Origin of the sequence: Herbidospora daliensis, from assembly GCF_001570585.1 — a bacterium.
Classification (GTDB): domain Bacteria; phylum Actinomycetota; class Actinomycetes; order Streptosporangiales; family Streptosporangiaceae; genus Herbidospora; species Herbidospora daliensis.
Window position 1 is genome coordinate 1 of the sequence record NZ_BBXF01000007.1, and the last position, 16,579, is coordinate 16,579.

The window sequence follows — 16,579 nt, forward strand, 5'->3', positions numbered from 1 at the left end:
GTCCCAAGGGTTGGGCTGTTCGCCCATTAAAGCGGTACGCGAGCTGGGTTTAGAACGTCGCGAGACAGTTCGGTCCCTATCCGCTGCGCGCGCAGGAGACTTGAGAGAGGCTGTCCCTAGTACGAGAGGACCGGGACGGACGAACCTCTGGTGTGCCAGTTGTTCTGCCAAGGGCACGGCTGGTTGGCTACGTTCGGAAGGGATAACCGCTGAAAGCATCTAAGCGGGAAGCTCGTCTTGAGATGAGGTCTCCCACCCTTTGTTGGGGTAAGGCCCCCGGTAGACGACCGGGTTGATAGGCCGGGAGTGGAAGCACAGTAATGTGTGGAGCTGACCGGTACTAATAGGCCGAGGACTTGACCATAAATGTTCGCGTCGACTATGCAACTCTCGAACCACAAGCAGGTTCGCTAGAGTTACGGCGGTTATGGCGGAGGGGAAACACCCGGTTACATTCCGAACCCGGAAGTTAAGCCCTCCAGCGCCGATGGTACTGCACCGGGGACGGTGTGGGAGAGTAGGACACCGCCGGACAATCTTTATACCGAAGGCCCCAGCCAGTGATGGTTGGGGCCTTCGACGTTTCAGTGGTTGTCTATTTAGCCCGGCCAGGATTGGCCGGGCTTTCTTCGTTCCGGGGGAGTGGGTTGAGCCCGGCTACTGCGGCCGGGCTTTCGCCGTTCCCTGGGTGGCGTTCTCGGGCCGGTGCTGGTGGTGGTTCCGCGGGGGCGCATTGCCTGCCAGCTGTGCGGCTGGCCTCCGCCGTTTCGAGGGGTTGTGGGATGAGCTCGGCTGGCATGGCTGGGCTTCTGCCGTCTCCGGGGTGTTCGCGGGCTTGCGCGAGTGGTAGGCGAGGTTCCGCCACGGCGCGTTCTTGGCTCGGCCATGTGGTCGGGCGTCACTACTTCACGGGTTGTGGAGCGAGTCCGGCCGCTGTGGCCGCGCACTCGATGTTTCCGGGCTGTTCTGCGAGTCTGCGCCAGTGGTGGCGCTTCCGCGTGAGCGTTGTCTGCCCAGCTTTGCGGCCGGCCTTCGCAGTTGTGGGGTGAGCCCGGCTGGCATGGCTGGGCTTTCGTTGTTTCCGAGCTGTTCTGCTGGCCTGCGTCGGTGACGGAAGCCGGGCTCTCCAGAGGTGTGTCCTACTCGCTGCGTGACCGGGCTTTCAAGCGCTTTGGGTTTCCGTGGACCTGGCGTTGGTGGGTGGTGGCGGGCTCCGCGCGCATGTGCTTGGCTGACCGGCCACGTGGCCAAACTTTATCGTTTCACGGGTTGTGGATTAGACCCAGCTACGGTGGTCGAGCTTTCGTCCTGTCCGGTGTGGTGTCTGCGGGGCTTGCACTGGTGGGTTCTGTGCAGGCGCTTTTTGCCCAGCCACTGCGGCCGGGCTTTCTACATGTCATGAGTGATCACAGGCGGCGCAAGCGCGCTGGCAGTCCAGCCGGGGAGCAGGCGCAGACCCTCCGTCCAGGCAGGACGGCCTCGTGCGATCTGGGGCGATGCTGAGGCTTAGGCGCATGGCCGAGGGGCTGGCCTGCTGAGGGGAAGACATCGAGATCTCGGCCCATCCCTTGCGGTCGGGCTTGCGTCGTTGGCGGTGTGGAGCAGCGCTGGTGGTGGTGCCGGGGTTCGGGGTGTAGGTGTACTTCCTGCCCACCATGTGGCGAGGTTCGTCGTTCTGCGGAGGTGTCTGTGGCACTGAGCCGGTGGTAGTCGGGCTCCGCGGAGGTGCGCCTTGTCTGGCCACCGCGCCCAGGCTTTCGCCGTTTGAGGTGTCCGCCGGCCTGGATCTGGTGGTGGCGTCGGGTACCCATAGCGTGCTTGTCTGCCTGGCCATGAGGCTGAGCTTTCATCCTTTTCATGGGCCTTCGGACTGAAGTCGGCCACGGCAGCCGGGTTTTCTGGGGCGGTTCAGGCGAGGATCGGGCGCAGTCTTCCTGCCAAGGCGGGCCGGTCTCGGATGCGACTGTGTTCAGGGTCGGAGTCGCCAGGGCAGGCGGCGGTTCTTGGCCGCTGAGGTCAGGTTGCCGGCACGCCATCGGTGTGAGCTGAGCATCAGCTGTGAGGGTCGGCTTGCGGGATCGTGTGTTTCAGCCCGGCCATACAGCCGGGCTTTGTGCGTTCTGCGGCTGATCTCCGAGCTGGGGCGATCTGTTCAAGGAAACTCCGGCATACAGCCAGGAGTAGGCCCCTGCAGACTTCGACTGTTGGTCCTGCCTGGGATCTTCTGAGGCCACACTCCCTCGCAGGCTGATCAGATGCTCACCCGTCCCGGGCCAGCTGCAGTAGTTGTTCGAGCGTGTCGCTTACCTTGCCTCCTGCGAGTCCAGCTACGGCCAGGTCTCCCGCTCGATGGCTCCCGGCTATCGACCTTAGACGCTCGCCTCCGCGGCCAGCTTCAGCACATGGTTCGCCGCAGTCCTCGCCCCGTCGGTTCGGATCTCCTCCGCCAGCCCGGCAGCGTTGTTCGCGATGTCAGGCCACAACGCTTCGCTCAGCGCCACCGTCAGAGACTCGGCCGTCGGGACACCAGGAGGATGCGCGATGCCCACGTTCAACCGGTGCACCCGCTGCGCCCAGTAGTACTGGTCATACACCTGCGGAACCACGACCTGCGGTGCCCCGGCCAGTGCGGCCGCCGTCGTCGTCCCGGCGCCGCCGTGGTGGACGACCGCCGCCACGCGGGGGAAGAGGGCCTGCTGGTTCACTTCGCTGATCGACAGCACATCTGGGCCGGGTGAGTCGGGCAGCAGGTCGGCCCAGCCTCGGGAGAGGATGGCTCGCCGTCCGGTCGCCCTGGCCGCTTCGAGCATCGCTTCGGCCACCCCGTGAGGGGCACGGATGCTGCCGAAGCCGAAGTACACCGGTGGGTCGCCGGCGTCCAGGAACGCCGACAGCTCGGCCGGCAGGGGGCGGTCGTCGCGCAGGATCCAGGCCCCGGTCTGCACTACCCCGACGGCAGGCTCGGGCCACGGGCCCAGGGTCGGGTCGGCGGCCAGTAGAGGGTGGTCGGCGAAGATGTGGGCGCGTACGTCCGTCACGGGGCTCAGGCCCAGGGTCGTGCGGTGGTGGTTGAGGGCGGCGCCGAAGGTCGACGTGAAGCGGGCGGCGTCTTCGGCCCACAACGTGCGGTTGTCGCCGTCGACCGGGGGTCGACCGGGCGGGGTGTGATGGGCGGAGGGCAGCACGATCGGGCAGAAGGCCGTGAAGACGTACGGGATCTTGAGGACCTCGGCGACCGAGCGGGCGGCCACCTGGATGGCGGTGGCGGCCACGATCAGGTCGCAGTCCTTCGCCGCCGTCATGACCGTCTCGAACTGGGTCGTCACCGAGGCTTCGGTCAGGCGGCGGAGTTGCTCCGGGGTCGGTGGGGTGGTGCCGGCGGTCAGGGTGCGGAGTTCGGGGCCGATCGGGGTGACCGTCAGGCCGAGGCCTTCGAGCCAGTCGCGGAAGTCGGGTGGGACGCACAGGTGCACGTCCTGGCCGAGGGCGCGGAGTTCCGTGGCCAGTGCCGCCAGCGGCTGGACGTCGCCCCGTGAGCCGATGGTGGACAGCAGTACGCGCATGGGTTTTCCCCCTGGAAGTGGTTCGGGCCACCGATTGTGCGGGGTCAGGGGGGTCTTGCGGCAAGCCCGGGAGTCGGCTATAGGTTGAAAGTGGCGGGGAGTGTGAGGTGCCCCCGCAGTCTTCGCCTTCGGTGCCCGACGGGCATTCCCGCATATATGGCGCTCCGGTGGGCACGGGTAGTTCCCATGTTCTGTGCAATTCGTCCGGGGGATCCGGTTGGTCACGCTCTGTGGTCGGAGTTCGTTGTCCAGCGAATTGATTCGGCACTCGAATAATCTGTTTAGCGAATGCCGCATTTCCGCCACAATGGTGCTCATCGTCGATCTGGTTATCTGACCTTCCAGCAGGCGGAAGCTCGTCGGGTTACCCTTGAATGGCTGGTCGGTAAACGAATCTACGGTGCAGGCGCGCATGTCACGGGGCTACTGACGACCCGCGACAAAGAGAATCCCATGTATAGGCGTGTCGAGTCGCCATAAGAGAATGGTCGGTTAGCGTCCCTTGTGTCGGGACAAACCCGGAAAGGACGAAGCCGATGGGGGCAGTGCGCAAGGTAGCGACCTACCTTGGCCTGGGCGGAGCCGAGCAATATTCGGAAGAGCCCTATGGGGAAGAGGAATACGACGACGATTGGATGCCGGCCTCCGAAAGGGCGGCAAAACGCTGGCAGCCGGCGGGCGAACCGTCGCGAATCGTGATGGTACGTCCGAGGAAGTACGACGACGCGCTCACCGTGGGCCGTCACTTCCGCGAGGGCCACACGATCGTGATGGACGTCGCGACGATGTCGACCCTGGAGGCGACCAGAATGGTCGACTTCGCGGCCGGCCTCGCCTATGGCTGTGAGGGTCGCATCGAGCGGATCGCCGACAAGGTGTTCCTGCTCACGCCGTCGAACGTCGAGGTGACCACCGCTTAACGGTCACTTCGCCGAGCGGGTGGAGAGGCGACGCCGAGGCCTCTCACCACCCACCCCTGCCGGCCCCTCCGCCGGCCGCACACGTGACACCGTCCGACACTCAGGGGAATGTTCCGACCAGCCCCGACCGACCAATTCGACCCGGCTTGCGATGGGATTCCGCAGGCCGGGTCTCTCGTTTCTCCGGCCTTTCAGCCGGCGCGTGGCCCCCGCTTCAGCAGGCGTCCTACTTCTGCTACGTCGGCGATGGCCTGATCTCTCCGGGTTTTGGCTTCTCGTGCGTATTCGTGCAGGGCCCAGACCGCCGACGTGGCGAGTTCGTGGAGTTCGGCCACCTGTGCGTTGACCAGGGCGAGATCGGCTTTCTCGCGGGCGCGGAAACGCCACAACAACCACGCCCCGAAAGCACCCATTCCGACTCCGACGACCGCCAGAATCATCGAGAAGACGAAACCGAGCGTGAAGACGACCAGGCCGCCGAGCGCCGCCAGATAACCGGGCATGGGCGACGGACGCCGCGGAATGTAGCCGGCCATGATGCGGCGTTCGGCGTCGGCCATCGCGTCGACGTCGGGGCCGTCGGGACGCAGCGTGATCGAGTGGCCGAGGATCGGCAGGACCAGCGTCTCGGGCTGCTCGGCGTCGGTGCGGTCGGACAGGTGGGCGGCGGCGGTGCTGATCGCGGGCGCGGCGACGTGGAGCGCGAGCGCGGCGAGGTAGGGGTCGGCGCCGGGCTTCAGGTCGTCGAGCAGGTGGCCGTGCAGGGAACTCAGCGGGCCCTCGGGCTCGGGGGAGCCGACGAGGGCCGACAACACCGCCATCGGTTCGGTGTCGGGCCACACCGCACGGCTCTGCGGCAGCGCGCCCGTGGGCGGCGGTACGGAGGTGATCTCCTCGCACCGGTGGCGGAGCTTGGCCAGCCGGGCGGCGGCCTGCACGGGGCCGCCCAGCGCCGGGATCTGGGCCAGCTCGGGGAAGTCGTTCAGCGACGGCGGGACCACCAGGCCGGGTTCGGCCGGGACGAGCGCCTTGAGCCACACGTCGTCGTCGCGGAGCACCTCGACCGCGTCGAGCTTGCGCAGCACGAAGATCTTGCCGGCCGGGCCGTAGGCCCCCCGGGCGGCGGCCAGCCACAGGGCGCGCTGGCCCGCGGTCACGGGGTGTTCGGCGGACAGGTCGCCGAAGGCGGTGCCGAGCCACGAGGCGTGGATGCGGTCGCCGTGGCCGCAGACGGCTAAGGCCAGGCACAGGAACAGCGCCGTCTTGGCGCCGTCGAGCTGGGCCGCCTCAGACAGCGGCTCCATCGCGTCGTCGCCGCTGAGGATCAGCGCCAGGGCGCGCACGGCCGGGGAGAGCCAGTAGCCCGGGACGTCGATCGCCCCGGGCGGTGACGGGGGCGGGCCGCCGTCGGCGGTGAGGTGGACGAGTAGCGCTTCGGCGTAGCGGTGCAGCTCAGTGGTGTCGGCGCTACCGGACGACCCCGGCCGGGCTGTTACATCCATGCTCACGCGCTGACTCCCCCACGGCAGGTGGACGTCCGCTTTACGCACCGCAGACGCTCCCTTGACCGCGCCCACACTAGACGGCCGTGACCTGTTCGTGTTCTGAGGCGCGCCGATCCGTGGATTTACATCCGCTCGGGCGCCGTGATCCCCAGGAGGTCGAGGCCCTGGACGAGCACCCGCATGGTCAGCTGCGACAGCGCGAGCCGGGACTGGCGCGCCTCGTCGGAGTCGGCCTTGAGGACCGGGTTGTTGTCGTAGAAGGTGGTGAACGCGCTGGCCAGGTCGAACAGGTAGGCGCACAGGCGGTGGGGCTCGTTGCGCGCGCCCACCTCGGCGACGATCGGGCCGAAGCCGAGCAGTTCGAGGGCCAGGGCGCGTTCGGCCGGGTGGGTGATGACGATCGGCCCGTAGGAGCCTGCCGGGTCGAGATCGCCGCGCCGGAAGATGGAGCGGATGCGCGCGGCGGCGTACTGGAGGTAGGGGCCGGTGTTGCCGGTCAGGGCGAGCATGCGGTCGAAGTCGAAGACGTATTCGCTGTCGTGGCTGACCGACAGGTCGGCGTACTTGACCGCACCCATGGCGACGGCGTGGGCGATCTCGGTGCGGGTGGCGTCGTCGTAGTCGCGCTCGGCCAGGACGGCGGTGGCCCGGGTCTCGGCCTCGTCGAGGAGTTCGAGCAGCTTGATGGACTTGCCGGCCCTGGTCTTGAACATCTTGCCGTCGCTGCCGAGCACGCTGCCGATCTGGATGTGCTCGGCCGAGACGTGCTCGGGCAACCAGCCGGCCAGCTTCGCCGAGGCGAACAGCATCTGCATGTGCAGCGACTGGGTGACGCCGATGACGTAGAGGATGCGGTCGGCCTTCAGGTCCTGGACCCGGTAGCGCATGGTGGCCAGGTCGGTGGTCGCGTATCCGTACCCGCCATCGGATTTTCTGATCATGAACGGGAGCGGAGCGCCCTCGCGCCCGGTGAAGCCGGGCGGGAAGACGCACAACGCGCCGTCGCTGATCTCGGCGATGCCGCGCTCCTGCAGGTCGTCGCAGACCTGGGCGAGGGCGTGGTTGTACATGCTCTCGCCGGCGATGTCGTCGTCGGTCAGGGTGACGCCGAGCTGGACGTAGACCTTGTTGAAGTAGCGGACCGTGGCGTCCATGAAGATGCGCCACAGGCGCATCGTCTCGGGGTCTTCGGCCTGGAGGGTCACCACGCGGGCGCGGGCCCTGCGGTTGAACTCGGCGTCGCCGTCGAACTTGGCGCGGGCGGCCTGGTAGTAGTCGTTGCCGTTGCCCGCTTCGAGCTGGGCGACCGCCGCCTCCTCGCCCATGTCGAGGAGGTGCTCGATGAGCATGCCGAACGGGGTGCCCCAGTCGCCGAGGTGGTTCTGCCTGACGACGCGGTTCCCGAGATGCTCCTGTACGCGGACCAGCGCGTCGCCCACGACAGTGGTGCGCAGGTGGCCGACGTGCATCTCCTTGGCGGCGTTGGGCGCGGAGTAGTCGACCACGACCGTCTTCGACGGGAGTTCGCGGGCCACCCCGAGCCGGTCGTCGGCCAGCACGGCGGCGGCCTCGGCGGCGATCCAGGCGTCGTCGAAGCGCAGGTTGAGGAAGCCGGGGCCGCTCACCTCGACGGTGCCGGGCAGGTCGAGGTTGGCGGCGATCTCCTGGGCCACATCTCGCGGCGCGCGCCGGAGTCGCTTGGCCAGGCTCATCGCGACGTTCGCCTGGTAGTCGGCGAACTGGGAGGGCCTGATCAGCGGATCCTCGGCGGCGTATTCCTGGCCGAACGCGGTGGCCAGCGCCTGCTGGACACGCTCGGCGAGCACGAGTTGTGGGTCGGTCATACACCAAAGCCTAGCGACGCGAAACCGTCGTCGTCGCCAGGGTTACCGCCGGTCGGAGAACCACAACCGGTGCGACCGGGGGATGGCCGCGATGCGCTCGCCGACCTTGCCGACGACGCTCTCGGCGGCCAGCCGGGAGGCCAGTTCGCAGGCCGCCGCGACGCCCTTGGCGCGGGAGGAACCGTGGGCGATCACGACGCAGCCGTTGAGGCCGAGCAGCACCGCCCCGCCGTGGGCCTCGGGGTCGAGACGCTCGTAGAGGCCGCGCAGGCGGGGCCGCTGGAGGAGGCCGCCGATCTTGGCGACCGCGCTGCCGTCGACGGCCTGGCGGATCTGGCCGAAGGCGTAGCGCACGCTGCCCTCCATGGTCTTGAGCGCCACGTTGCCGGTGAAGCCGTCGGCGACGATGACCTCGACGCGGCCCGTCAGCAGGTCGTGGCCCTCGACGTTGCCGGCGAAGCGGATGCCGGGGGCGGTCTCCAGCAGCTCGTGGGCGCGTTTGACGACCTTGTTGCCCTTCTCGGCCTCGGCGCCGATGGTGAGCAGGCCGACGCGGGGGTTGTCGTGGCCGAGGGCGGTCGCGACGTAGGCGACGCCCAGGTGGGCGAACTGGACCAGCATCTCGGGCTTGGCGTCGGCGTTGGCGCCCGCGTCGAGCAGGATCGTCGGGTTGGGCACGGTCGGCAGCGCGACCGCGATGGCGGGGCGCAGCACGCCGGGCTGGGTCTTGAGGCGCAGTTTGGCGGTGGCGACGACGCCGCCCGTCGAGCCCGCCGACACGACCGCCGACGCGTCGCCCCTGCGGACGAGGTGGCAGGCGACGGCGATGCTGGACCGGGGGCGGCGGAGGCTGGCGAGCGCCCCCTCGTCCATGGAGATCGCCTCTTCGGCGCGGACGATGGGGATCTCGGACGCGGCCCCGTAGCGGGACAGGAGGTCGTGGAGCGGCCGGGGCTGGCCGACCAGTACGACCGGGATCCCGAGCTCCCTGACGGCCACGACGGCCCCCGCGACGATCTCTTCTGGCGCGTGGTCGCCGCCCATGGCGTCGAGCGCGACCGGCGACGATACGGCCACGGCGCCATCCAATCGATCCGGGAATCTCAGTGAATGGTAGGCGGGGCGGGTCGGTGCGCCGTCCGTCGGCTCGCGTTATCCGCGCAGATTCGGGTCCCACACTTTTCGGGACACGATGACCTTGGAGAACGCGGCGTTGCCGGTCACCCGGATCACCGGGCCGTCGTCCTTCTCGCCGCCCGAGACGATCCGTTTCGCGAAGACCGCGCTTCCGTCGTCGATGACGTTGGCGTTGTCGGGCACCCGGATGATCACCTTGCTGAACGCGGCGCTGATGTCGACGGTGATCTCGCGGCCGGGCAGTACGGCGTCGCTCAGGTCGATGATCAGCGCGCCGAACCGGGCCTGAAGGCGGAGGTGGCGGCCGGGCACCCAGCGGCCGTTCTTGATGACCTTGCTGAACGCGGCGGTGATGTTCTTGCGGCCGACGTCGGGCGCGGCCGTGTGCGCGACGGTCGAGGGGAGGTCCTTGGTGATCGGGACCAGTTCGCCCATCGTGACCGCGCCGTAGGTGGCTTCGAGGCGGTCGGCGTGTTCGGCCGTGGTGAGGCGGCCGCTGGCGAGCCCTTCGGCGATGATCGCCGCCACCCGGTCGCGGTCGGCGTCGGAGGCGCGCTGACCTGGGTCTTCTGTCATCACATGTCCCAGATTACTCGCATTCGAGATATGTCGCGAGAGGCAAAAATCATGACTACGGTCTTTACCAAATCCTGAATTCGGCTGTCGGGATGGGCCGATACCGGTATAGAGGATGCCCAGACGCCTGAAGGGCCTCCTTGGTTTACACGAGATCGGAAAAACTACCGAGAAGGGAAGGCCGAGTGATCTTTAACGAGGGAACCCGCGGCTTCCGGGCATACACGACGAAACATCTCGACGACCTGCTTCGCGAGAAGGCCGGGTTCGGCGAGGAGGCGCGGCTACGGGTCCGCGCGGTGGCGACCGTGCTGCCGTTCCGCACCAACGCCTACGTCGTCGACGAGCTGATCGACTGGTCCGCGGTCCCCGACGACCCGATCTACCGGCTCGTCTTTCCTCAAGAGGACATGCTGCCCGAAGCGGATGTCTCCCGTCTGGCGAACCTCATCAGGACGAACGCCCCGGTCAAGCAGTTGACCGCGGCGGCCAACGAGGTGCGCATGGGGCTCAACCCCCATCCGGCCGGTCAGCTCGACCTGAACGTGCCCAAGATCGGCGACGAGCCGGTGCCCGGCATGCAGCACAAATATCCTGAGACGGTGCTGTTCTTCCCCAAGCAGGGGCAGACCTGCCACGCCTACTGCACCTACTGCTTCCGCTGGGCGCAGTTCATCGGCGAGCCCGACCTGAAGTTCGCCTCCGGCGACGTCGACGCGCTCGTCGGCTACATCCGACGTCACCCCGAGGTGACGTCGGTGCTGTTCACCGGCGGCGACCCCATGATCATGGGGGAGCCGGTGCTGCGCCGCTACGTCGAGCCGCTGCTGGAGATCCCGCAGATCGACTCGATCCGCATCGGCACCAAGTCGCTGGCCTACTGGCCCGGCCGGTTCGTCACCGACCCCGACGCCGACGACACGCTCAAGCTGTTCGAGCAGGTGGTCAGGTCGGGCAAGAACCTCGCGTTCATGGCGCACTTCTCGCACCCTCGGGAGCTCGAACCCCAGGCGGTGGGTTCGGCGGTGCGGCGCATCCTCGACACCGGCGCCACGGTCCGGACCCAGGCGCCCCTCATCCGCACGATCAACGACGACGCGGCCACGTGGGCGCACATGTGGCGCCGGCAGAACGCGATGGGCATGGTGCCCTATTACATGTTCGTCGAGCGGGACACCGGGCCGCAGGACTACTTCGCGGTGCCGCTGGCCGACGCGTACGAGACCTTCAGAGACGCCTATGCCCAGGTCTCCGGTCTCTGCCGGACGGTCAGGGGACCCTCGATGTCGGCCACCCCCGGAAAGGTCTGCGTCGACGGCGTGACCGAGATCAACGGGCAGCGCGTGTTCGTGCTCCACTTCATCCAGGCCCGTGACCCCGGCCTGGTCGGCCGGCCCTTCTTCGCGCGGTACGACCCCACGGCCGTCTGGCTGACCGACCTGCGGCCCGCGTTCGCCGACCGCTTCCCCTTCGAGCCGGCCGCTCCCGTCGCGGCCTGACCCCAAGGAGACGGAAAACAATTGCCCCCGGCCCGGGAGCCGCGTTTACCGTGCCTTTCTCCCGGGCCGGATGTGAATTCCCATCATGTGCCGCCAAGTCGGGCGCCCTCCGGCCTCTTGGCGTTGTGACTCCCGGTCATCGGGCCGTTTCCCATGGTGATAGAAATTCGGCCTAGCCAATCGGCCGGCGCGAACCCGCGCCGGTTACGCGGGGGTTCTCGGTTCCCGTTCCCTGACCTGGGACGGGACTCAGGAGGCATAAACATGAAGCGAATGATCAAGGCAGCCATCGTCGTCGCGACCTTCGGCGTCGCAGCGATGTTCGCCGCGCCCGCTCAGGCCGCGGACGACCCGATCTCCAGCCTGCTCAACGGCGCGGCCGCGGGCAACCCGGTCGCGGGCCTGCTCGCCGGCGGCGGCAACCCGCTCGCGGGGCTCACGAACGGTCTCCCGACCGGCGCGGTCACGGGCGCCCTCCCCGGCGCGCAGCTGGCCGGTGTCACCGGCGCGCTCCCGGTGGCGACCCCGATGTCCGCGCGCAGCAACGACGTCTCGACCCAGCTCGCCCCCGCGCTGGACGCCCTCACCGGCGCCGCGGGGCAGATCGCCGGTGGCGCCGACCAGATCAGCGGCGCGAGCAAGGACCTGACCGGTTCGGCCACCCAGGTGAGCAAGGCCGCCCAGGGCCTGTCGGGTGCGGTCAAGAACATCGTCTCGGGCACCCGCTAAGTGCCTCTCGGACACGTTGGCGTGGCCACGTCAACGTTTCCGTACCTCTGACATGTGAAAACGGCCGGTGCCTTCGCGAGGCACCGGCCGTTTTCAGTTTGCCCAGGGGCGCACCGAGGTGCGCCTGGCGATCTGTGCCTGCAGTCTGGCCATCTGCCAGTGCAGTTCGATGAGCTGCTCGGTCAGCAGGGCAGGTGAAAGTTCAGACGGGTCTTCGTCGGCCAGATGATCGATGGCCGTAACCAGCTCACTCATCCCGCCCTCCCAGTTCATCGGCGTTCCTTAGATCGAATCCCCGTTCGAATCATAATGGAACACCGGGCGCAGCGGCATCAGCTTTCGTACACCGGTGCGATGAATCCGCGCGCCAGGGTGTGGGCGGTGATGTTGAAGCCCACCACGGCCGGGTTGGAGTCGGGGTCGACGCCGAGTTTGTCGGTGTCGAGGGCGTGCACGGCGAACAGGTAGCGGTGCGGCAGGCCGGGGGGCGGCGCGGCGCCGCCGTACTCCTTGCGGCCGTAGTCGTTCTTGGTGTGGACGGCGCCCTCCGGCAGGCCCGCGAAGCCGGGGCCGTTGCCGGCGCCTTCGGGCAGTTCGGTGACCGAGGCCGGGATGTCGAACACCAGCCAGTGCCAGAAGCCGCTGCCGGTGGGGGCGTCGGGGTCGAAGCAGGTGACCGCGTAGCTCTGGGTGCCCTCGGGGGCGCCCGACCAGGTCAGGCGCGGGGAGACGTTCTCGCCGGAGAAGCCCCAGTCGTTGAAGACGTGGCGGTCGGGCAGCGTCGCGCCGTCGGACAACCCGGCGGACTCGACGGTGAGCGCCGGGACCTCCGGCAGGTGGTCGTAGGGAATGGGTGCTGGCGTCGGCATGGCGCACTCCGCTCGGGATAGGTCGCGATCTTCCTGCGGGCCTATCCTCTACCACTCACGCCTTGTTGTAGGCGCCGATGACCTCGGCGGGGTCGCCGTCCATCTTGATCTTGCCCTTGTGCAGCCAGATGACCCGGTTGCAGGTCTCCTCGATGACGTCGAGGTTGTGGGCGACCAGGAAGACGGTGCCGGCCGACTCGCGCATCTGCATGATGCGCTTCTGCGACCGCTTGCGGAACTCGCGGTCGCCGGTCGCCAGCGCCTCGTCGATCAGCAGCACGTCGTGGACCTTCGCCGACGCGATGGCGAACCGCAGGCGGGCGCCCATGCCCGACGAGTAGGTCGACATGGGGAACTGGACGAACTCGCCGATGCCCGAGAAGTCGACGATCTCGTCGTACTTGGCCCTGACCTCGGAGGGGGTCATGCCCATCGCGTAGCAGCCGAGGGTGATGTTGCGCTCGCCCGTGAGCTCCTTCATCAGGGCGGCGTTGACGCCCAGGAGCGAGGGCTGGCCGTCGGTGTAGACGGCGCCGGAGTGGGGCGGCAGCAGGCCGGCGATGGCGCGCAGCAGGGTGGACTTGCCCGAGCCGTTGCGGCCGATGATGCCGATCGCGTCGCCGTGGCGGGCCACGAACGAGACGCCCTTCACCGCGTGGACCTCGCGCATCTGCGGGCGGCCCTGGCGCTTCACCAGCCGCAGCAGGGCGGTGGCGGCGTTGCCCTTCTCCTCGGCCGAGGTCGCGCCGTAGACCTTGTAGACGATGTGGAGGTCGTCGACGATGACGGTCGGAGTGCCGGCGGCCGACGGCTTCGTGGTCGCCTCCTGCTCTTCGGCGGTCAACGGCCACACCCTTTCCATCGCCATCGGCTTCGCCTCAGCCACGTCCGTACCTTTCTTCGGCGCGCCAGAAGTACCAGAATCCGATGACGAGGGCGAACACGGCCCAGAATATGGCAGTCGTCCAGGCCCACTGGGGCGGGGTGTGGCTTTGGATGAGCAGGTCACGCATGAGCTCGATGTAGGCCGCGGCCGGGTTGAGCTCCATGATGTACTGCACGAACGCCAGTGACTCGGGCAGGTCGGCGACCCGGTCGGGGATGCTGAAGAAGACGCCCGAGGCGTAGAGCCAGGTCCGCATGATGAACGGCAGCAGCTGGTTCATGTCGCGGGCGAAGGCGCCGACGCGGGCCATGAAGAGGCTGGCTCCGATGTTGAAGGTGAGCTGCAGCACCAGCGCGACCGGGATGAGCAGCCAGTAGAGGGTGATCGGCTCGCCGGTGAGGACCACGATCCCGATGAGCACCAGCATCGACCACAGCAGCTGCTGGAGTTCCTGCACCGCGTAGGCCAGGGGCAGCGCGGCCCGGGGGAAGTGCAGCGCGCGGATCAGCGACAGGTTGTTCGAGATCGACTTGGCGCCGCCGCTGACGGTCCGCTGGGTGAAGGTGAAGATGAAGACGCCGGTGATCAGGAAGGCCGTGTAGTTGGAGATGTCCTTCTTCTGATCGAGGATGACGCCGAACATCAGGTAGTAGACGCCGGCGTTCAGGAGCGGCGTGAGGAGCTGCCAGAGCTGGCCCAGCATCGACTGGCTGTATTTGGAGACGTTGCGCGACGTCGCGTACTTGAGCACGAAGTGCCGTCGGGCCCAGAGCTGCCCGACGTAGAAAGGCAGGCTCGGGCGCGCGATCGCGCGACGGAGGCCGTGACGCTTCGCGAGCGCGGCCAGCGATTCCGTCGCTGCGCCGCCCTGCGCGTCCGCGACGGCGGAATCCGGCTGGCTCATGGCAAGGACTCTATTGGATGCTGGTGAACGAGAAGCCTGCGATGGTCACCTGTTGGCTCCTCGTGGGGGTTGGGTGAAGCGGCCGGTGGCGGGGGTGCCACGGCTTGGTCAAAGGTAGCCCACCACGTCCTGATATGGGGACAACGCCACGATCGGTACGGCAAAGCACGTACCGTGTCTTTACCAGTCTCGGGACATGTGTACCTTTATGGGAGTTTTGGAGCCAGTTAAGAGGTTTGAGGCGACCTTCTTGGTATGCGTGTGACGCCCGACTGACGCACGTGTGACCGAACTGCAACGCAGCAGAGACAACACTGCGGTGTGTGGTGAGGGATGCTCGCGGACGACTGGCAGGGCGTCAGCTCGTTTGACCGTGTCTGCAAATCCGAGGTCCTCACAAGGGGCCCAGGGGGTGCCGGCCTGGACATCTCGCAGCTCAGCGCCAACGCCCATCCTTTGAGGGAGGATCTACTCACTATGCGCGTATTCAAGGGCGCACAGATCATCGCCGGCACTGCCGTGTTGGCGCTCGGCCTGGCCGCCTGTGGTGGCGGCGAAGAGGCCCCCAACCCTGCCGCGGGTGGCGAGGGATCCGCCGCCGCGCCGATCGTGGTCGAGATCGCCGAGCCGCAGCACGAGCTCGTCCCCGGTAACACCGCGGAGACCAGCGGCGCCGAAGTGCTCAACGCCCTGTTCATCGGTCTGGTCAACTACGACGCTGACAAGAAGCCGATCAACCAGATCGCCGAGTCCATCACCTCTGACGACCAGACCAACTGGACGATCAAGCTGAAGGACGGCTACAAGTTCCACGACGGCACCCCGGTCGACGCCCAGAGCTTCGTCGACTCCTGGAACTACACCGCCAACGGCGCCAACGCGTACGAGGCCAACTACTTCATGGGCTCCATCGCCGGCTACGGCGAGATGAACCCGGTCGACCCCGACGGCGACGGCCCGAAGGCCGCCCCCGCGGCCACCGCGACCACCCTCTCCGGTCTGAAGGTCGTCGACCCGCTGACCTTCACGGTCCAGCTGGCCAACCCGTTCTCGGGTTTCCCGACGATGCTGGGCTACACCGCCTTCTACCCGATGCCCAAGGCCGCCTTCGGCCCTGACGGCAAGGTGACCGCCGCCTACGGCGAGTCGCCCATCGGCAACGGCCCCTTCAAGATGGCCAAGCCGTGGAAGCGCGGCGTCGAGACCCGCATCTCGCTGGTCCGCAACGACGACTACGCCGAGGCCAAGGCCAAGGTCGAGGCCGTCGACTTCGCGATCTACACCGACCTGAACACCGCGTACCGCGACCTGCAGGCCGGCAACATCGACATCATGGACCAGCTGCCCGCCGAGGTCATCGCCTCCGCCAAGGCCGAGCTGGGCGACCGCTACATCGAGCAGCCCTCCTCGGGCATCGGCTACCTGGGCTTCCCGACCAAGGTCGGCGCCGACTACGCCAAGAGCGCCGAGCTGCGCAAGGCCATCTCGATGGCGATCGACCGCAAGACCATCACCGAGCAGGTCTTCTCCGGCACCCGTGTCCCGGCCGACGACTTCATCTCCCCGGTCGTGGCCGGCTACCGTCAGGGCGCCTGCGGCGAGGCCTGCACCTACGACCCGGTGAAGGCCAAGGAGCTGTGGGACGCCAACGGCGGCCCGCAGGCCGGCTCGATCGAGCTGGGCTACAACGCCGACGGCGGCCACAAGGAGTGGATCGAGGCCGTCGCGAACAACCTCCGCACCAACCTCGGCGCCACCGTTGAGCCGAAGCCGGTCGAGAAGTTCGCCACCATCCTCGACGACCTGGGCGCGGACAAGTGGAAGGGCCTCTTCCGGATGGCCTGGATCATGGACTACCCGTCGCCGGAGAACTACCTCAAGCCGATCTTCGCGGCCAACGCCGGCTCCAACTACTCGGGCTTCAACAACAAGGAGTTCGAGGAGCTGCTGAAGAAGGCCGACTCGGCTCCCACGGTCGAAGAGGGCATCGCGTCCTACCAGGCCGCTGACGACATCCTGCTGAAGGAACTGCCCTACATCCCGGTCTACTTCTACCAGACCAACGGCGCCTTCTCGTCGAACGTGAAGAACGTCAAGATCGACCCGTTCGAGCGCATCGAGATCGCGAACGTCGAAAGGGCCTAGGA

13 protein-coding genes and 2 rRNA genes are annotated in these 16,579 nt (G+C 67.6%); 6 read left to right on the forward strand and 9 right to left on the reverse strand.

The genetic code is table 11. The features are described 5' to 3' along the window. Both AW274_RS30770 and rrf read left to right on the forward strand, forming a co-directional pair. Positions 1-364 (forward strand): 23S ribosomal RNA (locus AW274_RS30770); the annotation flags it as partial. A 53-nt stretch (positions 365-417) separates the two neighbouring features. Beyond that, positions 418-534, forward strand: a 5S ribosomal RNA gene (gene rrf / locus AW274_RS30775). Positions 535-2,369: 1,835 nt separating this feature from the next. Here rrf and AW274_RS30780 read toward each other — a convergent pair. Continuing rightward, positions 2,370-3,563 carry a glycosyltransferase gene (locus AW274_RS30780; protein WP_062439555.1) on the reverse strand — a complete coding sequence of 398 codons (1,194 nt, stop codon included), beginning with the start codon at positions 3,561-3,563 and terminating at the stop codon, positions 2,370-2,372. Positions 3,564-4,099: 536 nt separating this feature from the next. Between AW274_RS30780 and AW274_RS30785 the strand changes: the two genes are divergently transcribed. Further along, positions 4,100-4,483: a cell division protein SepF gene (locus tag AW274_RS30785; protein WP_062439558.1), complete on the forward strand. Its 384-nt coding sequence runs from the start codon at positions 4,100-4,102 to the stop codon at positions 4,481-4,483. Between the two features lie 191 nt (positions 4,484-4,674). Here the strand turns inward: AW274_RS30785 and AW274_RS30790 are convergent, their stop codons facing one another. The 4 genes from AW274_RS30790 to AW274_RS30805 all read right to left on the reverse strand — a co-directional run bounded on the left by AW274_RS30790 (position 4,675) and on the right by AW274_RS30805 (position 9,545). Continuing rightward, positions 4,675-5,985: a hypothetical protein gene (locus AW274_RS30790; protein WP_232320588.1), complete on the reverse strand. Its 1,311-nt coding sequence runs from the start codon at positions 5,983-5,985 to the stop codon at positions 4,675-4,677. Between the two features lie 125 nt (positions 5,986-6,110). After that, positions 6,111-7,832: an arginine--tRNA ligase gene (gene argS / locus AW274_RS30795; RefSeq protein ID WP_062439562.1), complete on the reverse strand. Its 1,722-nt coding sequence runs from the start codon at positions 7,830-7,832 to the stop codon at positions 6,111-6,113. A gap of 42 nt (positions 7,833-7,874) precedes the next feature. Next, a complete protein-coding gene (plsX, locus tag AW274_RS30800; RefSeq protein ID WP_083975090.1) occupies positions 7,875-8,909 on the reverse strand; it encodes a phosphate acyltransferase PlsX in 1,035 nt (344 codons plus the stop codon). A 75-nt stretch (positions 8,910-8,984) separates the two neighbouring features. Continuing rightward, positions 8,985-9,545 (reverse strand): DUF1707 domain-containing protein, encoded by a 561-nt coding sequence (locus AW274_RS30805; RefSeq protein WP_062439565.1) that lies wholly within the window; start codon positions 9,543-9,545, stop codon positions 8,985-8,987. Positions 9,546-9,730: 185 nt separating this feature from the next. Between AW274_RS30805 and AW274_RS30810 the strand changes: the two genes are divergently transcribed. Continuing rightward, entirely contained in the window at positions 9,731-11,044 is a 1,314-nt protein-coding gene (locus tag AW274_RS30810; RefSeq protein ID WP_062439568.1) for a KamA family radical SAM protein, read from the forward strand. A 273-nt stretch (positions 11,045-11,317) separates the two neighbouring features. Further along, positions 11,318-11,773 carry a hypothetical protein gene (locus tag AW274_RS30815; protein WP_062439572.1) on the forward strand — a complete coding sequence of 152 codons (456 nt, stop codon included), beginning with the start codon at positions 11,318-11,320 and terminating at the stop codon, positions 11,771-11,773. Between the two features lie 93 nt (positions 11,774-11,866). Here AW274_RS30815 and AW274_RS30820 read toward each other — a convergent pair whose 3' ends face one another. The 4 genes from AW274_RS30820 to AW274_RS30835 are packed head-to-tail and all read right to left on the reverse strand — an operon-like array spanning position 11,867 to position 14,432. Beyond that, positions 11,867-12,046, reverse strand: a complete 180-nt coding sequence (locus AW274_RS30820; RefSeq protein WP_062338642.1) for a hypothetical protein — start codon at positions 12,044-12,046, stop codon at positions 11,867-11,869. A 59-nt stretch (positions 12,047-12,105) separates the two neighbouring features. Next, positions 12,106-12,642: a YbhB/YbcL family Raf kinase inhibitor-like protein gene (locus AW274_RS30825; RefSeq protein ID WP_062439576.1), complete on the reverse strand. Its 537-nt coding sequence runs from the start codon at positions 12,640-12,642 to the stop codon at positions 12,106-12,108. A 55-nt stretch (positions 12,643-12,697) separates the two neighbouring features. After that, positions 12,698-13,504 carry an ABC transporter ATP-binding protein gene (locus AW274_RS30830; RefSeq protein ID WP_083975183.1) on the reverse strand — a complete coding sequence of 269 codons (807 nt, stop codon included), beginning with the start codon at positions 13,502-13,504 and terminating at the stop codon, positions 12,698-12,700. A 16-nt stretch (positions 13,505-13,520) separates the two neighbouring features. After that, positions 13,521-14,432, reverse strand: coding sequence for an ABC transporter permease (locus AW274_RS30835; protein ID WP_062439579.1), 912 nt, complete (start codon positions 14,430-14,432; stop codon positions 13,521-13,523). 477 nt (positions 14,433-14,909) lie between these two features. Between AW274_RS30835 and AW274_RS30840 the strand changes: the two genes are divergently transcribed. Then, positions 14,910-16,577, forward strand: coding sequence for a peptide ABC transporter substrate-binding protein (locus tag AW274_RS30840; protein WP_062439581.1), 1,668 nt, complete (start codon positions 14,910-14,912; stop codon positions 16,575-16,577). Positions 16,578-16,579 lie beyond the last annotated feature (2 nt).